Annotated in this window: 16 protein-coding genes; 2 read left to right on the plus strand and 14 right to left on the minus strand. The window is 37.6% G+C overall.

The features are described from left to right. Window positions 1-116 precede the first annotated feature (116 nt). The 4 genes from CBE70_RS11030 to CBE70_RS11045 all read right to left on the minus strand — a co-directional run bounded on the left by CBE70_RS11030 (window position 117) and on the right by CBE70_RS11045 (window position 5,530). A complete protein-coding gene (locus CBE70_RS11030) occupies window positions 117-464 on the minus strand; it encodes a YfiM family lipoprotein (RefSeq protein ID WP_100159388.1) in 348 nt (115 codons plus the stop codon). A gap of 129 nt (window positions 465-593) precedes the next feature. Continuing rightward, on the minus strand, window positions 594-1,952 hold the full coding sequence (pssA, locus tag CBE70_RS11035; RefSeq protein WP_100159389.1) for a CDP-diacylglycerol--serine O-phosphatidyltransferase: 1,359 nt from the start codon (window positions 1,950-1,952) through the stop codon (window positions 594-596). Window positions 1,953-2,130: 178 nt separating this feature from the next. Further along, window positions 2,131-4,800, minus strand: coding sequence for a bifunctional acetate--CoA ligase family protein/GNAT family N-acetyltransferase (locus tag CBE70_RS11040; RefSeq protein ID WP_100159390.1), 2,670 nt, complete (start codon window positions 4,798-4,800; stop codon window positions 2,131-2,133). Window positions 4,801-4,828: 28 nt separating this feature from the next. Further along, on the minus strand, window positions 4,829-5,530 hold the full coding sequence (locus CBE70_RS11045) for a tRNA-uridine aminocarboxypropyltransferase (protein ID WP_100159644.1): 702 nt from the start codon (window positions 5,528-5,530) through the stop codon (window positions 4,829-4,831). A gap of 231 nt (window positions 5,531-5,761) precedes the next feature. Here CBE70_RS11045 and CBE70_RS11050 point away from each other — a divergent pair, with 231 nt between their 5' ends. Next, complete coding sequence (locus CBE70_RS11050) at window positions 5,762-6,925, plus strand: tRNA/rRNA methyltransferase (RefSeq protein WP_100159391.1); 1,164 nt, start codon at window positions 5,762-5,764, stop codon at window positions 6,923-6,925. Window positions 6,926-7,022: 97 nt separating this feature from the next. Here CBE70_RS11050 and emrB read toward each other — a convergent pair whose 3' ends face one another. The 8 genes from emrB to CBE70_RS11090 all read right to left on the minus strand — a co-directional run bounded on the left by emrB (window position 7,023) and on the right by CBE70_RS11090 (window position 16,576). Continuing rightward, window positions 7,023-8,540 carry a multidrug efflux MFS transporter permease subunit EmrB gene (gene emrB / locus CBE70_RS11055; protein ID WP_100159392.1) on the minus strand — a complete coding sequence of 506 codons (1,518 nt, stop codon included), beginning with the start codon at window positions 8,538-8,540 and terminating at the stop codon, window positions 7,023-7,025. Between the two features lie 15 nt (window positions 8,541-8,555). Next, on the minus strand, window positions 8,556-9,734 hold the full coding sequence (gene emrA, locus CBE70_RS11060; RefSeq protein WP_100159393.1) for a multidrug efflux MFS transporter periplasmic adaptor subunit EmrA: 1,179 nt from the start codon (window positions 9,732-9,734) through the stop codon (window positions 8,556-8,558). A 192-nt stretch (window positions 9,735-9,926) separates the two neighbouring features. Beyond that, entirely contained in the window at window positions 9,927-10,454 is a 528-nt protein-coding gene (gene mprA, locus CBE70_RS11065; protein WP_023581117.1) for a transcriptional repressor MprA, read from the minus strand. A 491-nt stretch (window positions 10,455-10,945) separates the two neighbouring features. Next, window positions 10,946-12,154, minus strand: a complete 1,209-nt coding sequence (locus CBE70_RS11070) for an MFS transporter (RefSeq protein WP_100159394.1) — start codon at window positions 12,152-12,154, stop codon at window positions 10,946-10,948. 166 nt (window positions 12,155-12,320) lie between these two features. Continuing rightward, a complete protein-coding gene (locus tag CBE70_RS11075) occupies window positions 12,321-12,728 on the minus strand; it encodes a hypothetical protein (protein WP_100159395.1) in 408 nt (135 codons plus the stop codon). Window positions 12,729-12,738: 10 nt separating this feature from the next. Then, on the minus strand, window positions 12,739-14,070 hold the full coding sequence (locus CBE70_RS11080) for a phosphatase PAP2/dual specificity phosphatase family protein (RefSeq protein ID WP_100159396.1): 1,332 nt from the start codon (window positions 14,068-14,070) through the stop codon (window positions 12,739-12,741). 104 nt (window positions 14,071-14,174) lie between these two features. Further along, window positions 14,175-15,944 carry a bifunctional alpha/beta hydrolase/class I SAM-dependent methyltransferase gene (locus CBE70_RS11085; RefSeq protein WP_100159397.1) on the minus strand — a complete coding sequence of 590 codons (1,770 nt, stop codon included), beginning with the start codon at window positions 15,942-15,944 and terminating at the stop codon, window positions 14,175-14,177. Further along, a complete protein-coding gene (locus tag CBE70_RS11090) occupies window positions 15,941-16,576 on the minus strand; it encodes a CDP-alcohol phosphatidyltransferase family protein (RefSeq protein ID WP_100159398.1) in 636 nt (211 codons plus the stop codon). Before CBE70_RS11090 ends, CBE70_RS11085 begins: the two co-directional genes overlap by 4 nt. Before the next feature lie 549 nt (window positions 16,577-17,125). On the opposite strand from CBE70_RS11090, the gene CBE70_RS11095 reads away from it, so the two are divergent. Then, entirely contained in the window at window positions 17,126-19,459 is a 2,334-nt protein-coding gene (locus CBE70_RS11095; protein WP_100159399.1) for a TonB-dependent hemoglobin/transferrin/lactoferrin family receptor, read from the plus strand. Between the two features lie 105 nt (window positions 19,460-19,564). Here the strand turns inward: CBE70_RS11095 and CBE70_RS11100 are convergent, their stop codons facing one another. Next, window positions 19,565-19,915, minus strand: coding sequence for a ribonuclease G (locus CBE70_RS11100; protein WP_100159400.1), 351 nt, complete (start codon window positions 19,913-19,915; stop codon window positions 19,565-19,567). A gap of 283 nt (window positions 19,916-20,198) precedes the next feature. Further along, window positions 20,199-21,194 (minus strand): glycine betaine/L-proline ABC transporter substrate-binding protein ProX, encoded by a 996-nt coding sequence (gene proX / locus CBE70_RS11105; protein ID WP_100159401.1) that lies wholly within the window; start codon window positions 21,192-21,194, stop codon window positions 20,199-20,201. Window positions 21,195-21,318: the final 124 nt, after the last annotated feature.

Raw genomic sequence — 21,318 nt, forward strand, 5'->3', positions numbered from 1 at the left:
CATGTGAGAGTAGGGAACTGCCAGGCATTAAATAAGACGAGAAAGCCAACCCACTGGGTTGGCTTTTTTGCGTTTGGGGTTCTATATCTCTATTTTACTTCTTGGGAAATAAAGCGCTATTTTAATTGCTGATAAAGCAATGAGCCCGCAGTAGCCCCTGCAACATCGTAAGCAAAATCATGCCAGCTCCAGCCTGTTCCTTCAGGCCTGCTATCGTAAAGTTCTTTTGCTACGCCTAAACTAATCGAAAATGATAGCCCAATTAATAAACCTTCTCTATGACCATAATTTTGATGATCCGCATAAGCGTTTGCCCCTGCAGATGTAGCCATAGAGAATAAAAAATGTTGAGCTTTATCTTTGCCTTGCCAATTATCATTGGCAAAATGAAAAGATTGGCATCCTGTTAAAGTCATTATTGAGAATACAATAATTGGAAAGCTATCTTTAAGCTTTAGTTTCATAAAAATAAAAGCCTTCTCACTGAAAGTTAATATTCTTAAATAAGATATATAGAGTATAGAAGTGGATTATTGATATAAAAAAGCCTTACTGATATTTAAGTAAGGCTTTAAGACAGGAAGTGTTAGCGTTTAAAGTATACGGCTAATTAGTCTATCAACACGAATACGTCGTAATCGTTTGATTAATTTCTTCACTTTTAGAGGATAAAGTTTAATACTTTCTAGATCTTGGTAATGTTTTACGACAATAGTATGTTGGCGAATACACGCTAACTCATTGTGTCGTTGCTCATGTAATTCATGTTTAGGATCATGAATTAATATGGCATTTTCTAAATCTAATCCCCATGCACGTGGATTAAGATTATTACCAGTAATTAATTGCCAGCTATCATCTACCCACATACCCTTTAAGTGATATGTATTATCGTTATCTTTCCATAGTCTTACTGTTAATTGGTCATTATCAATAAATCGTTGGAAACGTTGAGTAAATTTACGCAGATTGATCTCATAGAGATAAGGCAGAGCACCAATAATTTTAAATGGCTCTTCTGGTGGAATATAGAAGTCATTTGCGGTTTTATCACCAATAATAATTTCGACTTGCTTTCCATTTCTTAATAAATGACTGATTTGGCGTACAAGGATCGCAGGCAAATTAAAATAAGGTGTACAAATAACAAGCTTTTCTTCAGTCGAAGCCATAAGGTGAGAAATCGTCTTATTTAAGATATTTTTCTTACCTAAACCCATTAAAGGTGTTACTGCCAGCTCGTTGTTAGACGCATTGGCTTGAATATCATAGCCATCACGAGTGCGTAAATTGAAACGAAATTGGCGAATAGAGTTTTTAATTTCGGCACAACGAACTCTATCTTTGATATCCAATCGTTGAATTGCTTCTGATTGTAAAAGATCAGTCACAATAAATTGCTTCATTGTGGAGGCTAATTCATTATTTTGGATGATGTGGTATCTGTCATAACGATATTTATCTAGCTTGTGCAAGTAAACATTATTAATACTTGCGCCACTATAGATAACCGTATCATCAAAGATAAAGCCTTTAAGGTGTAATACACCTAATGCTTCACGAGTGTTTACGGGAATGCCGTAAATAGGGATCTCAACATCAGGATGTTGCTGTGCAACATGGTAGTACCAATCTGCATTCGTCGCATCAGCAGAGACACCAATACGCCCACGTTGAGCACGGTGCCAGTCAACAATAACAGTAATGGATAATTCAGGACGTTGTTGTTTTGCGCTGTAAAGCGCATCAAGGATCTCTTCACCAGCCTCATCGTGCTCTAGGTAAAGAGCCGTAATAAAGATCTCTTTCTTGGCTTGAGCAATATATTTCAATAAGGTGCTGCGAAACGCGGACGTCTGATAAAGCGTTTCAACATCAGCAACTGACTGAGCTAATTTAGGCAGTTGTGCAAGGTGTTGTTGATGCTTAGCAAGTTTTAGTTTAGACAACATCACAGTGCTTAATTCTCTTGTTTATGATGGCAGATGGAGCCATCGTCCATGTAGATTTTCTTTAACCGATCTTCTGATCATAACATTAGTTATATGGGATGTACGCATAAAATCATCATATATAGCTAATTTATCAAAGGATGCGTGAACAATCACATAAAGAAACTTTCTCTTATGATTATAGCATTGGGCTATCTTTTGATGACCCAAGCTGTAAATCAAGATTGACTATTCCTTCATCAAATTGTACTTCAACAGAAAATCCCAGTTTTTTCGCTAAACTTATCATATTGCGATTTTCAGGCATTGTTATCGCGGTTAAACGTTTGATGCCATGTTCTCTAGTATAGTTGATAAGTTTAGTCATAAGTTGATGACCTAAAGTATTTCCTTTTAAATCAGAACGCACAAGAATAGCAAATTCTGCATGCTGATTATCAGGATCCGCCATTGCACGGGCAACACCAATGATTTCAGGCTGATCTTCTGGATTTCGGATTGCAACAAAAGCCATTTCTCGATCGTAGTCAATTTGCGTCATATTAGCGAGATCGTCATGTGTAAACTCACTGATCTCACTAAAATAGCGATAATAAAGATCTTCTTTTGTTACTTGGTTTATAAACGTTTTCAGTAGTGGCTCATCTTCCGGCAAAATTGGGCGGATAAAGCAAGGATTGCTATCTCTTAGAAAGAAGGTTTCTTCTAATTCATTGGGATAAGGGCGAATAGAGAGTCTTTGATGAGGATCGCCTTGTAGAGGAGCTAACTCCATCGCGACATCGAGTAATGTAAAATCATTGCCTGAAGCCAGAAGAGGATGAATATCCAATCTGACAATTTGTGGACAATCTAGAAGTAAGTGAGAAACCTGCACCAAAAAATGACTTAGACTTAATATATTTAGAGGCTGTAAAGCGCTTCTAGGCTGTATCTTCCCACTTTTTATTGCATTAATAACTAGATAACGGGCAAGCGCCATATTAAGAGGTGGTAAAGCAACGGCAGCTTTAGTTTCTATTTGCCACTCAACTCCCCCTTCACCCAATACAATTAATGGACCAAAAATAGGATCTTGCTCTATCGCGACTCGTAATTCTTGAGAGCCCGCGCGATTTGCCATACTTTGCACCAATAAACCCTGAATTTGAGCTTGAGGATAGAGTTCTGTTACACGCTCTATAATGGCATGAGCTGCTGATGATACTTCAGTGCTGTCTCGAAGATAAAGCATAACACCTTGTACTTCGGACTTATGAGGGATATCAGGAGAACGTAATTTCAGTGCAACAGGATAGCCAATCTTTTCAGCAATATTGACAGCTTCTTGAGCATTATGGGCAATCCAAGTTGGAAGTGTATTAAAGCCATAAGCTTCCATAATTGGTTGAACTTGGTGTGTGTCTAATCGATATTGCTTATTTTTTAATGCCTCTTCAATGCAACGATGTGCTTGCTGAGTATTCATTTTTATATCTAAAGGCAATGCTGGCGTTTCTTTTAGCTGCTTCTGATTTCGACGATATTCCACCATATGCATAAATGCGGTGACGGCACCTTCAGGTGTTCGATAGGTGGGAATTCCGGCTTCACTAAATAATTTGCGTGATTGCTGAGAGGAATACTCACCACCCCAGTTAGTGAAAACGGTAAGCCATTTACGTCGAGGGTGTTTATTGATGGCTTCTATGACTCGTTGTGCAGTTTCAATGCTAGGAGCAATGGCACTCGGTGTGTGAATAAGGAGTAAAGCATCATGATCATGGCTATCTAACAAACAATTCAATGCCAAAATATAACGATCAACCGTAGTATCATCACCTAAGTTTAGCGGGTTACGAATAGAATTTTCTTCTTGAATAACACTTTGTAACTTTTGTTTTGTTTCATCTGTAAGTTGTGCGAGCTTTCCTGAATGAAAAAATAGCCCATCAACTGCCATCGCAGCAGGTGCAGAGCCATTACTCATAATCATTAATCTTTCGCCTTTTAAAGGCGTCATATAGCTAAGTGTTTCAACCGCAGAAAACATTTCATGGGTATCTTGTACTCGTAATAAACCCGCACGTTGAAAAGCTGCATCATAAGCCACGTCATAACTAGGTGTATCGCCTAATAACAGCTGAGCTTTTTGAGTACGACCACTTTTTATCACCAGAATCGGTTTGTTGCGTGAAGCGCTACGAGATGCAGACATAAAACGTCGTGCATCTTTTATATGTTCGAGATGCAATAAAATAGCACTGGTTTTACTGTCTCTTGCCAAAAAATCCAATAAATCATCGACTTGGATATCTTGATTATCACCTAACGCAATAAAATAGGAAAAACCGATATTACGATAATAAGCCCAATCTAAAATCGTGTTGGCGACAGCTGCTGATTGTGAAATAAAAGCTAACTTTCCTTTTTTAACCGGAAGAGGTGAAAAGCTGGCATTTAAGCCTTGCCATGGCGCTAAAAGTCCCAAACTATTTGGCCCAAGTAAACGGATATTATATTGCTGGCAAAGTAATTTTATTGGTTGAAATTGTTCAGGTTGTGCAGAAAGCACAATCACGGCTTTGCAACCAGATCCACCTAACTGTTTTAGTAGCTCAAGGTTGCGGCGATGATGTGTACAAATAATCGCGAGATCAGGAACTTGAGGTAATTTATCAATAGAAGGGTAAGTGAAAACACCAGAGACAGAGCCACGAGAGGGATTAATCGGAAACACTGGGCCATTAAATCCACCACTGAGTAAATTTTTCATCATGGTGGTTCCTGCTCGACCTAATTTTTCAGAGGCACCAATCACGGCGATAGATTTAGGACGTAATAGTGCTTCAAGACCTCGTTGGCTCATATCCACTCCAGAGTTTCATTATCAACTGCTATTCAATGTAGCTGATTTGCTCTTCTTTTGCCTGACTTCGGTCTGGTTTTCCAAGTAAATATTGTTGACGAAAGTAACTAAAATGAGAAAAAAGTTGTTGTGAGGCTTGAATATCGCCGACATTCTCTAAAATAGAAGCCGCAACTTCAGCTGTACAATGTTGGTCTTCTCTTGCTGCTTGGCGAAGTATGTACTCACATTTACTTGCCTCATTTAAAGAAAAGAGGGGTAATGAATTGAGATAGGGGCTTTTGCGAAACATTTTGCGTGCTTCACTCCAAGTACCGTCAAGAAGGATAAACAAAGGTGGTTTGCTATTTGCAGGGAGTTGGTTGTATACAACACGTTCACTTGATGCATAGCTTTCAGGAAAGACAACATAAGCTTGCCTATCTGGTGTATTGATTAGATCAAGCAAGGCCTGTTCAGGAGTGGTTCGGGACCACAAAAAAGCTTGCGTGTCTGGTAATACATCGGCAATTAATTTTCCCGTATTACTTGGCTTCATCACTTCAGTATCATACATCAATAAACAAAATTGGCTTTTTGCTGGTTGATTGACAATCGTGTCACAAAGACATTGTTTTTCAGGTAATAAGCAAAAAGTGCAACGTTTTGTACGAAAACCTCGCGCTTTAAAAGGGCGAGTTGAAATCGAAAGTCGATATTGACGAAGTCGAGAGACTGCATTGTCATGCATAACAGATTGACCAATACTCATAAAAAAGAATCGAATATTATCATGTTCAAAACGAACAAACTATTCTGTGTGTTTTTATCATTAAAATCATACTGATATATTGGTTATGTATGAGATGAAGTTAATTATCAATTGATCCTGATTAGTTTATCGGTTCCTGTGCGTGATTCTCTCGGTGACAGTTGCTAAACTATCATGTAATCTGCGCCCCTATTGCAGTTGGAGAGACAAATGAACGATTCTTATGAAGGTAAAAACGGCAAAGTAAAAGTGATGTATGTCCGTAGTGAGGACAATGCCGATAATAAACCTAAAAAACCATCCCGCCGTCCTGAAAATGGTCGTGGTGATAGCCGTGATAACAAACGCGGTGATAACCGTGATGACAAAAATCGTGATAATAGACGTGGTGATAACCGCGACGATAAAAATCGCGATAACAGACGTGGTGATAACAAATTTTCTCGTCGTGATGACCGCGGTGCAGGTAAGCCTTCAGGGCGTGGCGCATCACGTAATGAATCAAAACCTTCTCGCGATAGCGAAGGCGGAAGTTTTTCTCCATGGAAAACAGTTTCTCGCCCTGCTGGCGAAGAGGCAATTAAAGAACATGATGGCATTACCGGTAAGAGCCAAATCGATCCTGAACAGTTGCGTCGCCAACGTTTAGAAGAAACGCGCATCTATGGTGAAAATGCCTGTCAGGCAATGTTTAAAAATCGTCCTGATGCCATTGTTCGCGCTTGGTTTTTACAAGATGTGACACCACGTTTTCGTGATGCACTAAAATGGATGGCTGCAAATCGTAAAGCCTATCACGTTGTTGAAGAAGAAGAGATGGTCAAAGCCGCTCGTACCGATCACCATGGTGGCGTATGCTTCTTAATTAAAAAACGTGTCGGTCATGATGCAGAAACCTATTTGAAAGATGCACCTGAACATGATTGCGTTTTAGCACTTGAAGATGTGGGAAATCCACATAACGTCGGTGCAATTATGCGTAGTTGTGCGCACTTTGGTGTGAAAGGGGTTATCTCTCCTGATTCTGCTGTATTAGAATCGGGTGCTGCTGTTCGTACCGCAGAAGGTGGTGCTGAATATATCCAAGGTATTGATGCTGATAACTTTGCTCAAACTTTAGATAAATTTAAAAAAGCGGGTTATACGCTGGTGGCAACATCAAGTCATAAAGGCAGTGTGCCATTATCAAAAGCACAATTACCGGCGAAAATGGTACTTATCTTAGGTCAAGAGAAAGATGGCTTAAGTGAAAGCACTCTAAATCAAGGTGATATGAGCATTTACATCGGCGGTACTGGGCACGTTGAAAGCTTAAACGTCTCTGTGGCTTCTGGTGTGTTATTAGCAGAATGGTGGCGTCAGCACCAAGGCTAATCCGCTTTATTGCTTTAAAGAAATAATATAAAAAATCCCGCTTAATCATTATGATTTTTAAGCGGGATTTTTATTTATAAGATCTACGTTAATTACATTATTTTCCTGGTGAGAATGGCGGTTTAGCAAACCAAACCACAATCATCATGATAAGAAAAATACCTGCGGCTAACCAAAAAATCTCATTGGCTGAAATAATTAATCCCTGTTCTGTGATAGTTTTCGCTAAATACGCTGACGCTTGTTCATTTGAAAGACCAAGATCATTCATTTGTTGGTACGCCATTTGCGAATCAGGATCGAGTGGGTTAATTTTTTCTACAAAGGTTTCATGGTGAAGTGATTCTCTTTGTGTCCAAATTGTTGTGGTTAACGATGCGCCAATTGCCCCTGCCAATGTTCTTAAGAAATTCGAAAGACTTGACGCTGATGCCATTTTTTCTGGTGGTAATCCAGATAATGTCATTGTCGTTAATGGCATAAAGAAACATGCAACGGCTAAACCTTGCCAGAATTGTGGCCATGCCACAGTGGCAAAGTCCATTCCTGGTTCGAAGGTATAAGCTCGCCAATAAAAACACACAGAAAACATAATAAAGCTAAAGCTGATGATATAACGTAAATCCACTTTACCACCAAACTTACCTATAATCGGTGTGATAATTAAAGGTAATAAACCTACTGATGCTGATGCTAATCCAGCCCATGTTGCTGTATAGCCAAAGACTTCTTGTAAAAGCAGTGGCAGTAAAACAATAGTACCAAAATAGATCATATAGGCGAGGCTGAGCGTGACGCAGCCAATGGTAAAGTTTCGACTCTTAAAGAGTGAAAGGTCTATCACTGGATGATCGTCTGTTAACTCCCAAACAATTAAGAAGCTGAGTGCAACCACCGCTACAATGGTGAGGACTATAATTTCTGTTGAATTAAACCAATCTAGCTCTTTACCCTGATCGAGCATGATTTGTAAAGCACCGATACCAACGACGAGTAAAACAAGGCCAATGGTATCTATTGGTTTAATTTCAGTTTTTGTTTCGCGTCCCGCTAAGGTGTTCGATATACACATAATAATCAACACACCAAATGGAACGTTAATAAAGAATATCCATCCCCAATGATAGTTATCGCTGATATAGCCACCTAAGATAGGCCCTAAAATTGGCGCAACAACAATAGTCACTGACCATAGTGCAAGTGCCATATTTCGTTTGGCTGGTGGATAGTTATTCAATAACAAACTTTGTGATAAAGGAATAAGCGGCCCTGCTACTAAACCTTGAAGCACACGAAAGAAAATAAGCATTTCAAGACTTTGTGAAATACCACAAAGCCAAGAGGTTAGCGCAAAAAGTGCCGTTGACCACATAAAGAGTCGAACTTCACCAATACGTTTTGCTAACCAACCTGTAATTGGAATAGAAATAGCATTCGCTACACCAAAAGAGGTAATAACCCAAGTCCCCTGTGAGTTAGAGGCACCTAAGTTTCCTGCAATAGTTGGAATGGCTACGTTAGCGATTGTAGAATCAAGAACTTGCATAAAGGTTGCCAACGCAAGGGCGATGGTCATTAAGGCAAGTTTTCCTCCTTGTAATGGCTCTTTGATCACCTTTACACCTCGCCTTTATTGTCCTGCATTTTGTTCAATGATTTCATTGATCAGTTTATTAATCTCTGACATATCAATTGTTAAAGCATCAGTATGGTAAGCAGGTGTTTGGCGTTCGCTGTGTGATAATACTTTTCCATCAAGGTTAATCGTATCTACAGTCACTTCAGAAGAAAGACCAATACGCAGTGGTTTTTCCGCTAATTCTTTTTCATCTAATGAAATACGAACGGGTAAGCGTTGAACAACTTTTATCCAGTTACCACTGGCATTTTGCGCAGGTAATAATGAGAAAGCACTACCTGTTCCCATATCTAAACCTAATACAGTACCGTGATAGATTACTTTTTTGCCGTAAAAGTCCGTTGTGATCTTTGCTGGTTGACCAATACGCATATTGGCGAGTTGGGTTTCTTTAAAATTGGCATCAATCCACATACCCGTTACAGGAACAACGGCCATTAATGGTTTACCCGGTGAGACTTGTGCGCCAACTTGAACGCTACGACGTGAAACATAGCCATCTGTTGGGCTTAAAATTTTAGTACGTTCTAAGGCAAGCCATGCATTACGAACACCAGTTGATGCTTGTAAAACTGAGGGTTGTTTTGCAATTGGTGTATTTAAGATAATTGCCTGATTAGCATTATATTGCTCTCTTGCAACTTCTAAGGCCGCTCTTGCGGTGGAAACAGCTTCTCTGGCATGTTGAAGTTCTTCTTTACCAATAACGTTGCGTTCGCCTAAAACTTCACGGCGACGAAGATCATTTTGTAATTTAGTGAGCTCTGTTTCGCGCAAAACGATGTTTGCTTTTAACTGACGACCATTGATGATTTGCTGATGCATTTGGCGAACACTATTAGCTAGTGCTGTTTTTGCTTTTTCTAATGCCAGTTTTTCATCACTTGAATCTAATAAAACTAAGGGTTCACCCGCTTTTACAAAATCGGTGTTATCCACATAAACGGTGGTAACAGAACCAGAAATCTGCGGCATCACCATGATTTGATTGCCTGTTACATAAGCATTATCTGTCGTTTCATGATGTCTTAACACTATAAACCAATAAGCGGTGTAAGCTGCGCCAGCAACAATAAATAGGATAGTTAGCAACAGTAGAACATTTCGGCGAGTTCGTTTTTTATTGCGAATGGGAGCCTGAGGGGGGATATTTTCCTCATTAACACTCATTTAGAAGATCTCCATAAAACCAGAAAAACATCATTAGATATGTTTCCAGTATTAAAACTGGAAACATAATTATAAAGTCAATCTTAGAATAATTATTAGCGTGAAGGTAAATTATAAATGCTAATGGGTAAGTATGTTTGCCGATTTATGGCGTAAATAGGATTAGATCAATAAAACTATTTATTATGCTACTTATTCACAACCTTTTTCAGCCAAAGTATCTAATTGCAATAATAACTTACGCATTAGTGTTTCAAGCTGTCTTTGTTCAGATTGATCTAATACAGACCAGATTTGTTTTAAACACTGATGTTGTGGTGGTAATAAGCTATTTAAAAACTCTTCACCTGCATCAGTTAAATGGAGATGTAAACAACGGCGGTCATTATGACTTTCACGACGTTCAATCCAACCTTGCTTTTCAAGCTCATCAGCAATACGCGTTGCATTTGTTCTTGAAGAACCTAAAGCTGCACTTAATTCTGATGGTTGAATACTACGATTTTCTGTCGTATCTAAAATCATTAGTGCCATAAATAATGTCTCGTTAATGCCCTGAGACTTCAACATATTATTACGACTTTCAAGAAGTTTGCTTTGAACATGCATAGAAAGGCGAGTTAACAAAATTTCTTGATAAGGAATATCTTTGTTAAGCGATTTCTGTTGTGTAGCGCGAGTGTTTAGTAATTCTTCTGTTGGCGTAAATGAGCTTTCCATTTTTAGACACCTTGTTAGTTTCGAAAATTAGGATAATTCTGTTATCAACATGTTAAATGGTATATTAAACACACAATTTAGCAATTTTTATTATTTATAGTCACTATGTTTTTTTGATTATGTTACCTGATTCATAAATTTTCTGAATGATAACACAAAAAAAAGATAGGTACTTATCTCTTTGCAATAAGTTAATAAAATCAATTTATCACTTATCTGACAATGAATAGTAGTCTATTTGCGAAAAAAGGGATCATTTTTTACGATAAAACACGTAATAAATTTATTATCACCACCAATGGTTGCTATATTGATAGTATCGAAATGAAATTATTTATATGATGCTTTATTGGGGAGATTGATATAATTTTCTTAATAAAGAATGGGATGATGATATACATTAATAGTAATCACGCTGTTAAAACATTCACATTTTATTCTGATTAGCATGGGATTGAAGAAATAATATAACCCATCCTTGGGTCTGAAAATTATTCGGCGTGGATTATTGGATCATTTTTATAACCTAAAAACCAAACAATAAGACCGATAACACCAATGACTAATCCGGCGATAGAAACACCTGTCCATCCATATTGATGATAAGCATAGCCTGATAGTAAAGATCCTAATGCACCACCGATAAAATAGCTTGTCATATAAGCGGCTGTCAGGCGGTTTCTAGCATCAGGTAAAATACGGTATATGGTGCTCTGATTAGTGACATGAACACCCTGAACAGCTAAGTCTAGCAGGACAACGCCAATAATAAAGCTGATGAGACCAATCCAGTGATAATAAGGTGCAATAATGATAAAACCCCAAGAAAGAAAGAGGATGATTAATCCCACCGTGGTGGTTTTCCTGCCTTTTCCTTTATCAACTAATACACCGGCTTTTCCCGCCATTAATGCACCAGCGGCACCTACAAGACCAAATAAACCAATCACGGCATCTGAGTAATTAAAGGGATCAGAAGCCAATAAAAAAGCCATTGAGGTCCACAATAAACCAAAGTGAGCAAAAATAAGTGCACCAACGAATGAGCGAGTTCTTAAGACAGGAGTTGTTGCAAATAATTTGAAAATAGAACCTAGCAATTGGAAATAATTTAAGTTTGTTTCACTTTTATAAGTGGGCAAACAGCGCCATAAAGTGATTGCTAAAATCGCCAGAAAAATACTCGCTACCCAGAAAATACCCTGCCAATTAGTAAATGATGCCATTAACCCAGATGCGGTTCTTGCCAGTAAGATCCCGAGTAAAAGACCACTCATAATCGTTCCGACAGCCTTTCCTCGTTGATGTGGCGCGGCAAGCGTTGCAGCAAAAGGAACAAGAATTTGAGCCACAACAGAGAACATACCTGAGAGGGCAGTTCCTATTAACATCACCCAAATATTAGATGCCATCGCGGTAATTAATAGGCCACTGGCTGAAATTAATGTCATAGTAATAATGAGTGAGCGACGTTCAAAAATATCGCCAAGAGGCACTAATAACATTAACCCTACGGCATAACTTAATTGCGCGGTGGTGACAATAAATCCAGCTAAAGTCGCAGATATGTGGAAATAGTTTGCGATTGAATCAAGTAGAGGTTGTGCGTAGTAATTACTGGCAACAACCATACCCGTGGCAACTGCCATAAGTAAAATAAGGCCTTTGCTTAGTGATGTTTGTGGTGTGGTGTTTTCCATAATACTCATAACAAATAATTTGTAAGGTAAATGATAGTAACATGAGTCATTTTTTTGAGAAAAGAATTACTGTGATAGAGATGTTCAATTAATTTGATATAAACTCTTAGATTTTATTCTTATAACATATTGTTTTATATGATAAATAAGTGCTGTTTCTTGCTTATTAATAACTAAAAAGCGTAAAAAAGAGCATAGCCAAACACCATATCCATTGAATTGAAACGCCAATTACGGCAAAAGAAAATAAACGTTTAGTCCCTAGCCAGCGGGCTTCCATAGTCTGTTTTTGGGGACGTTTAGGAAATAATGTAGAGAGGCTTTCATCAAAGCTAACATCGTCTTGATAACGATAAAGAACCTGAAAAAAATGGCTATCAAGCCATAAACGAAAAAGGTGATATTGTGTAAATAAAAATAAAAGCGAAGCAACAAAGAAAGCCAATTTATTGTGAAAATGAAGGCTAAATACAGGCAATGTGCTTATATAAGGTAACAGTGATAACAGCAGTAAATAGCGCCAACTTTGAGTTAAAGACATAATGACTTTACCGCTAGTTTTTGTTGTCAGCATAGTTGCCTCGTTATCTATTTTGTTGGAAACGTGAATACCAAATTTGTAATGCCTCTTGTGTTTCCGAATTTAAAATCACTTGAGGGCGTGTTTGATACACCTGTTTTATTGCGTCTTCCAAAGTATCTACTGTGCCATTATAAACTAGCCATGCAACTGCAATAGTCGCACTGCGTGAATAGCCTAATTTGCAATGAATATAAACAGTACCTACTTGGCTAAGTCGTTCCATTGACAACATGGCTTTGCTGATATCGTCAGGAGATAATGGTAATAAATCGATTTGAGGTTGGGCTAAATAAAGCTGATTTTGGCTAAATTTGTTTCTTGGCCATTCACAGGTTAAATCAAAAACTGCATTCGCTTTTAATTTATAAAGAGGGCGTCCACCTAATAAAATACCTTCAGTCACTAAACTGGGTGTTTGGCAACGAGTTAAATAATAGCGATAAGTACACCAAGCAAAAAAGCGATAAGGTAATAGGATTATCTGTGCAGAAAGGGGGATTTCACCCTGTGCATTCTTTTGAAAAATAGAAGCTCCCGCCCCTAAATAACCTAAAGTCACAAAAGTTAATGTGATTGCAGGCCAGAGAAAAACCCAAAAGAAACCTTGTAAACCAAAAGATAACAGGTAGAACACTATTGCTGATAACGCATAGTTTTTTCCAATACGTAAACTGCGTTTGCTACCAGTAAAATGCCATTTCCATCGTGAATTTATTGGCAACAAATAACAGATAAATACGCCAACACCAAAGCCTGTAATAATATCAATAAAGTGATGTTGCCACGTTGTCAGTACAGAAACTGCAATAAGCAATGACCATAAATTTAAAAGCCATTGCCATGATTTAGGCGTATGTGCGCGAAAACGTAACCAAAGTATCCACAATAAAATAATGTGCAAAGAAGGCGCTTGGTTATAAGGTAAATCAAAACCTTCTAATTGGGTAAATAACCAACCAGAAAATCCTTCTGTTGTTGGGCGAATAAAACTAAATTTTAAAGGGAATAATAAAAAACCAGCACAAGCAATAAGAGAGGCAACAATTAAACGTAACCCATGTATAAATTGTTCTCTTAACGTTGTACAAATAATCAGTGAAATACCATAGGCAATATTCACACTCCAATAAGGAATGATTGTCCAAGGTAAAAAGGGGATCGCTTTTTCCCACGAATAAACAAAAGAAGGAACATCAGATAAAGTGGAAGTATAAGTGTTAACTTGCATATAAGTTAAATAGAAAAATGGGGCAAGAAACAACAGCCATACAATACCAGCAAGCCAGATACTTTTTCTCGATGATGTTATTTGAGTGTGTTGGGTTCCACCCATACTAAAATTCCTTTCTTTGTTTATGTTTCTATTTTTACAACGACTTAAAACTATCGCTATATGTTGCCATATAGCGATAGCTCGGTTATTGATAATGCAATCCGTTAGCGACGTTTTGCTATCGATACACTAAAAATACCCCAATGATCAATTTGTTGATCTAACTTCTCAAAACCAGCTTCATTAACCAAAGCATCCATTTCACCCTGACTACGGCAACGCATGATCCAAGGTTGCCCATTCTGGTGACTCGGTAATACACGCGCAATCATTTCAAGCTGAGGGTGCCAAGGTTGACAGGTATAAATCAATAAACCGCCACTTGGTATGGCTTGCGATAGTCCTTTTAAAGACTCTTTTAGCAGATGATTTTCAGGGAATAACTCATAGAGCCCACTGACAATACCTAAAGTTGGTGATGGCGAAACGGTACTCAAGCTTTCTGCATCAAAAGCATTACCTTCTTCAAAACGCACTTTATCTTCTAAGTGACGCTCTTTAATCGCCATTCTGCCTTGTTCGACGTTAATGGAGCTATAATCACGCATTAAAATCGAATCGACCTTACCATAATCATTTACAGCATCAAAAAGATAGCGACCTTGTCCTGCTGCGATATCCATAATATGTACAGGCATATTATTTTGTATTAATTGGCGAATTGCGTAGCGGATCGTATTTTCAATATTGATTTTACGTTGGCGAATGCCTTGCCAACCAATGCTATTTAAATATTGCCTATCAACAACACGACCAAATAATCCTTTTCCTTGGGGTTGATTGCGGTAGACATAATCCAGCGTTGATCCTGAATCAAAACCTTTATCGTAACCCAGAGCAACACCTTCAGACGCTTTACCTAAAGTGCTCATAGAACGGCTAAGTATTTTGTAATAAAGTCTTTTTGGACAATATTTAGGTAGAGGAGTTTGTAATGCGCGATAAACATCTGCACTATGGCTCCAAGTATCTTCATGTTGGTAATCATGTTGATAAAGGGGTTGTGCAAATAATTTTTCAATAAAACTGCGCATTTTATTGATAGGGATAACTCTCTCTTTTTCGCCTAATGTATCGTGGTAAAAGCCCGGCAAGACATGCTTTTCTTTGATTCGTGTATTTAAACGTTCATAGAAAAGATGTTGAGGTTTGGCGTGAACAACATGATCATTGCCTGAAATAAATAACTGTGTTGGTAAAGTAATTGCGTTTGCATCTTCAACAACACGATCTGCCGTTTTATAAAGCTCTAATAAAATATTGACAGCAATAGGGCGAGTTATCAGTGAATCTTGGTTAAAAGAGTCGATACGACTTTGGTCATGGGTTAGATATTTCGCTTTCACATATGAATTAACATAAAAAAGCCCACGAACTTTTTGCATTAAGGCAAGACCTGTACGTGCAAAAGGAACATATAATTTCACTTTAAATGCAGGAGAAGCTAGCACCATACCGCGAATTTTGGGCGCGTAATCGTGTACCCAACCGGTAACTAAAACGGCTCCTACACTTTGACCAACAACCAGAATATTCTCCATTGGAATATTATAGTTAGAAGAAACGTAATGAACGAATTCGTCTATATCTTTTATTGATGTTCCCATTGATGGGCTATAACCGCGAGCGCCTTCATTTTTACCATGTCCACGAGCATCCCAAGCAAACATTGAAAAATCAGGAAGATCTAACTCATCAACTAGATGAGCAACACGACCTGAGTGTTCATGTCCTCGGTGAAATAAAATAATTGCTTTTGGCTCAGTGGTAATTTGAGCAGGCCAATGGCGATAGAACAACGGTGTCTTATCGCTGGTGGTAAATTCAGACTCAATTATATTCCTTTGAGTTTGATATTGCGGCTGTTGATTCATAACGATGTATCCTTATCTTTATCTGTCATCGTTGCTTCTTTTAGTGCGCGATGAATTCGGTGATAACAAGTCAACAAAAGTAATAAATTAATAATAATAAAAAGATAATGTGTGTTGTCTGATAATGTCAGTGAGGGGAATAATCCGATAAAAAACGCAATAGCACCAAAAATAAAGGCTCTATCACTTTTTCCCATCGGGCCATCATAACGACGAGAAGCATGAATAGTTTGGGCAAGAACGCCTAAGAACTCAGTCATTATCATTAAAAAAAGTGCCAGCATGATCCACCAGTAGGCCTGTGGAAAAATAAAAGCAAAAGGTAGATAGAGTGCAATGTCTGAAATAACATCGCTGGCTTCGTTTAATATCGCCCCAAGCGCACTTTTTTGATTATGTTCTCGTGCAAGCATGCCATCTATGGCATTAAGCGCCATACGAAAAAAGAGGACAAAAGGGAGTAATAAAAATAAACGAGGGAAAGGATAAAGCAAAAGTAATCCACCAACGGCAATGGATAACAGTAAAGCAGAAAGTGTGACCTGATTTGCGGTGATCCCTTTTGTGAATAACTGTTCTACATAAGGGCGCAATAAAGATTGAAATTTGGGTTTTAGGTCATAAATTGTCATGACGCATCCTTGTGTTCAAAAGTGCGTATATTACCTCAAAATTATTATTTTATTATTAGCTGATTTTTATCCCATTGAATATCTTTATTTCAATGGTTTAATTTATTTAAGATTTAAACATAAAACTAATATCTGAAATTTACTTGAGTTAATAATTATTTAGCTCTTAAAAAAAAGGGATAGTAAGATACGCATAATTGTAATTATCAGACTGTTCCGTGTCTGTTTGATTCTTTTTATTTTAAGAATGATTAAATTTTCTTTAGTAATATATGCGTAATTATAATTAGAAAACTAAATAAGAGGAATGAAATAAGGAATATCAAATACCTTATAGTAACTAATGAAATTAGTTTAATTTATTGAAAATATTATTTTAGATAAAATTTAAATCCAACAAGAGTGTATCAATAGAGTAGTTATCTGTATTGAGTGATAAGTGTAAAAAAACTAGATAATGATAATTATTATCATTATCATGATTGGCGCTGTTAGTTACAGTTCTAATCATCTATCAAACTAATAACCATACAAAAAGATACTACTATTATGATCCATTTCTTAGCAAAAAATGATGCTTATCGTCAGGGAATTGGGATATTTTCATTTTCGTCATCAGCGATTGCATTATTATTGACTTCACTCACTTCGTTAAATAGCTATGCAACTGAAAGTGTAAAACCAGAAATAACGACATCTACAAAGTCGGAGAGTCCTGTACAACCAAAATCGCGTGAAAAGATTATTCTTGAACCTATCTATGTATCAGGTGAGCTTAATTCGAGTGTTGATGCTGGAAGTACCGTTCTGACATTAAAAGATATCGACAGAATTCAGCCTAATAATATTGCAGAGCTGGTGGATAAATTACCAGGGATTTCATCATCTGGCTCACCAAGACCGGGCGGTCAAACATTAAACATCTGGGGGATGGGGAATCCTGAAGATATTAAAATCACCCTTGATGGTACGCCTAAAACCTTTGAGAAATATCGCCAAGGTTCAATTTTTATTGATCCTGAATTAATACGTCGTATTGATGTTGATAAAGGACCTCATAATATTACTCAAGGAAATGGCGGGTTTGGTGGTTCGGTAAGAATTGAAACCAAAGATCCCGATGACTTATTATTACCTGATCAGAATATTGGGATGTTTTTAAAATATGGTCACCATACCAATGATAGACAAAATCGTTATAGTGGTGCGGTATACGGTAAATTACTTGATGGACAAGCGGACGGATTACTCTATTTTAACCGTCGTGAAAGTGATGATCTGCGACGCCCTGATGGAACTAAATTTGGCTATTCACAATCAGACCAAGATTCTTTTTTAATTAAAACGAATATCTATTTAACTGAAGCACAAACATTAACATTATCAGCATCACGATCAGAAAGTGACGGTTGGACACCTTGGGCGGCTAAACGTGATGAATTAGCTAAACCTAGTCAAGCTGAAGTAGATAAATATGGTTTTGATGCGGCGATGAAACGTAAATTAGTTTATCGTGATCAAAAAGATGACACCTTCAGCGTGAAATGGAATATTCAGCCAGTTGATTCTGATTTAATTAATTTAACGCTTACCTACGGTTATTCAAAAACTAAACAAAACGATAGTCGCCCTGAAACAGCAAGTTCCTATTTTAGTGGCAGCATGGGAAATCAAAGTTGGGTCGATTATCGAAATCATCAAATTGAAATTAAAAATGAAAGCACTGTTATGCAAGGTGCTTTAGAGCATAAGGTATTAGTGGGAACACGTTGGCATCGTAATGATCGTGATGTCTTAATGTTTACTCGTGATAAAGCTAAAAATCCAAATTATAACTATGGATATTATGCGCCTCCTTATATGCCAGAAGGTACGCAAACGACAACCAGTTTCTATCTTCAAGATTCGATGAGTTATAGAAACCTGACGATAACACCAGGTGTTCGCTACGATATCGTTAAAAATCAGGGCAAAGGAAGCCGAGCTATCACCTATCAACACCCTGATCCCTATTATGGTCATGATTATTCGGATGTAACTTATAGCGGGGCAACACCTCACTTAGGTTTATTATGGAAAATGAATCAGAATTTCAGATTCTTTGGTGATCTAACCTACACATGGCGAGCTCCATTAATTGATGAACAGTATGAAGTGCAAGGAACTGTTTCCAGTTTAACGGGAACAAGCCGTCACTTAGATAAAGAAACAGTAAGAGCTGCACGAATTGGTGCAATTGCAGACTTTGAAAGTGTTATTCAGCAAGAAGATCAACTGCAGTTAAGAACAACACTGTTTGATACTCGTGGTAAAGACGAAATCTTCCGTCGCCGGGGTGTCTATTGTGAAAGCCAAAAGGTGGATGGGCATAATGGAAATTGCCCGCCTTCAATAGGTAATTACCGTAATTTACCGGGCTATCATATTCAAGGGTTGGAAATTGAAGCCTTTTATAATAGCCCTAATGTATTCGGCCGTTTAGCGTATTCAACAATGAAAGGAAAACGTGACCAATCACCGCGTGATCCGTGGTTCGGTCAAAAAACATGGATTGCAGAGATCCAGCCTGACGCTTTACATGCCACACTTGGCGTAAAAGTACCAAGTATTAATGTCAATATGGGATGGACGGGTGATTTTATTGGCGCTCAACGCCGTTCGCCAATGGATGCTGATCCTGATGCGGGTTATTGGTCATTACCAAAAAGTAAAGGTTATGCAATACACGGTTTATTTGCGAATTGGGAACCTTCTTTTATAGATAACACTGAGGTTCGTTTTACAGTCGCGAATTTATTTAACCGCGATTATTACCCTTATTTAGGTGAATCAGTTTCAGGTGTTGGACGCGATTATCGATTTACTGTGGTAAAACGTTTCTAATATTACTGAAAATAAAAACCACGATCTTTGGTCACTTAAACAAATAAACCCCATAGATATTATGGGGTTTATTGTAATTTAGAGTTCAATATTCAATATATTGAATTAATAACCGTGTGATGCAGAAGTTGCAATCATTGCCATCATGGTTGTGAAGAAGAAAATAAAGAACAGAACAGCCATAACGATACTAATAATAAAGTAAATAAAGCCCGCTCTATTCCATGTTTCTTGCACTTTCATAAAGGTTTCAACAGAATCGTAATCACCACTTTTCCATGCCCATTCATTCCCTTTAATACCACAGACAAAGATCCAAACAAGATTAAGTAAAGGAACAAGTGCTAATAATGGAAGATAGGATTTATTACCAAAACCCCAAATAATATTAAACATGAAAGCACCCCAGTTCCAACGTTTAATTTCTTCAGGTACTGGTTTGTTAGTGTAAGACACAGTTTATTCCTTATTTAAAATAATAAATATAAAAATGAGAATGCCAAAATGGCAACTGGAGAAAGGAATAATCATAATTGAAGAAATGAGAGAATGAAAGAAAGGTATATCTTTGCCATTAATAAAAAGAATAATCTTAATAATAAAGTAGTATTACGATCTTTTAATTTTTATATAAACTCGTTTTACCTAATTACATGTAATTTTAGTTTTTTATAAATAAAAACAGGCCACAATCGTGTGACCTGTTTTGTGATAATTTTAAATTAAGATGATTTATTGATTACTTTGCAGCAGCCTGAGCTTGTTCAATCCAACCATCAAAGGTTTTTTGATGTGCTTTGATCCATGCATTCGCATGACGTTCAATATCTGCCTGTGATTTTTGACCATTATGCATACGTAAGTTTTGCGCATTAATATCGGCAACAGACACTTTCATGACTTCAAAGAGTTTTGCCGCAGCGGGATTTTCTTCAGCCCATTTTTTATTTGCTGCGATATGCATAGTACTTGGTGGAAAGCCGTAGTTTTTACCATTTGCTAATGTGGTATCGGTTTTATCATCACCTGGTAACGAAGAGAAGGGGACTTGTAACCAAACAACATCTTTACCCGGTTTTAATACATCACTTATCCAGTAAGGTGTCCATGTGTAATAAAAAATGGGTTTGCCTTCTTTATAGCGAGTAATGGTATCTGCCATCATTGCCGCATAATTGCCTTGGTTATGTGTGACTGACTTTTCTAATCCATAGGCTTTTAAGTGGTTGTTGATAGCTTCTTCACAACCCCAACCCGGATTGCATCCGGTTAAATCCGCTTTACCATCACCATTAGCATCAAATAATTTGGCAATGTTAGGATCTTTTAATTGCTCAATATTTGTAATGTTATATTTCTCTGCGGTTTTTTTATCAATTAAGTAACCTTGGGCTGCATTAACGACATAATCTCCTTTACGATAAAAGGTATTATCACCTCCCGCTGCTGCATATTGTGAATTATGAAGAGGAACCCAACTGACTGCCATAAAAGTTGCATCACCATTGGCGATAGAGGAGTAAGCAACGTTATAGTCAACTTCTTTAATTGGTTGAACAGTGTAACCTAATTGTTCTAGTGCTTTGTTGACGATTAAAGTTTGAAAGGTTTCTTCAGAAATCGTACTTTGCACAGGTTGAACCGAAATCCCTTTTCCAGGTAAATCAGCAGCGGATAACTGGGTGCTTATCAGTGTGGCAGACAATACTGTTGCCCAGAGAACTGGATTACGCATAGTTTTTCCTTCTGTTGTTATGGTAAGAGATAAATAGCGACAGCGAACTGTCGCTTCTATTTCTTATATTGATTGAACGAGATGTTCTTTATTGATTTTTAATACTGATTTTTAATAAATAGTG

Origin of the sequence: Proteus columbae, assembly GCF_002777965.1 — a bacterium.
Taxonomy (GTDB): domain Bacteria; phylum Pseudomonadota; class Gammaproteobacteria; order Enterobacterales; family Enterobacteriaceae; genus Proteus; species Proteus columbae.

What these genes read in the sequence shown, in the direction of transcription:
- CBE70_RS11030 (WP_100159388.1), bottom strand. Translation starts at nt 464, where the DNA reads ATGAAACTAAAGCTTAAAGATAGCTTTCCAATTATTGTATTCTCAATA.
- pssA (WP_100159389.1), bottom strand. Translation starts at nt 1,952, where the DNA reads ATGTTGTCTAAACTAAAACTTGCTAAGCATCAACAACACCTTGCACAA.
- CBE70_RS11040 (WP_100159390.1), bottom strand. Translation starts at nt 4,800, where the DNA reads ATGAGCCAACGAGGTCTTGAAGCACTATTACGTCCTAAATCTATCGCC.
- CBE70_RS11045 (WP_100159644.1), bottom strand. Translation starts at nt 5,530, where the DNA reads ATGCATGACAATGCAGTCTCTCGACTTCGTCAATATCGACTTTCGATT.
- CBE70_RS11050 (WP_100159391.1), top strand. Translation starts at nt 5,762, where the DNA reads ATGAACGATTCTTATGAAGGTAAAAACGGCAAAGTAAAAGTGATGTAT.
- emrA (WP_100159393.1), bottom strand. Translation starts at nt 9,734, where the DNA reads ATGAGTGTTAATGAGGAAAATATCCCCCCTCAGGCTCCCATTCGCAAT.
- mprA (WP_023581117.1), bottom strand. Translation starts at nt 10,454, where the DNA reads ATGGAAAGCTCATTTACGCCAACAGAAGAATTACTAAACACTCGCGCT.
- CBE70_RS11070 (WP_100159394.1), bottom strand. Translation starts at nt 12,154, where the DNA reads ATGGAAAACACCACACCACAAACATCACTAAGCAAAGGCCTTATTTTA.
- CBE70_RS11075 (WP_100159395.1), bottom strand. Translation starts at nt 12,728, where the DNA reads ATGCTGACAACAAAAACTAGCGGTAAAGTCATTATGTCTTTAACTCAA.
- CBE70_RS11080 (WP_100159396.1), bottom strand. Translation starts at nt 14,070, where the DNA reads ATGGGTGGAACCCAACACACTCAAATAACATCATCGAGAAAAAGTATC.
- CBE70_RS11085 (WP_100159397.1), bottom strand. Translation starts at nt 15,944, where the DNA reads ATGAATCAACAGCCGCAATATCAAACTCAAAGGAATATAATTGAGTCT.
- CBE70_RS11090 (WP_100159398.1), bottom strand. Translation starts at nt 16,576, where the DNA reads ATGACAATTTATGACCTAAAACCCAAATTTCAATCTTTATTGCGCCCT.
- CBE70_RS11095 (WP_100159399.1), top strand. Translation starts at nt 17,126, where the DNA reads ATGATCCATTTCTTAGCAAAAAATGATGCTTATCGTCAGGGAATTGGG.
- proX (WP_100159401.1), bottom strand. Translation starts at nt 21,194, where the DNA reads ATGCGTAATCCAGTTCTCTGGGCAACAGTATTGTCTGCCACACTGATA.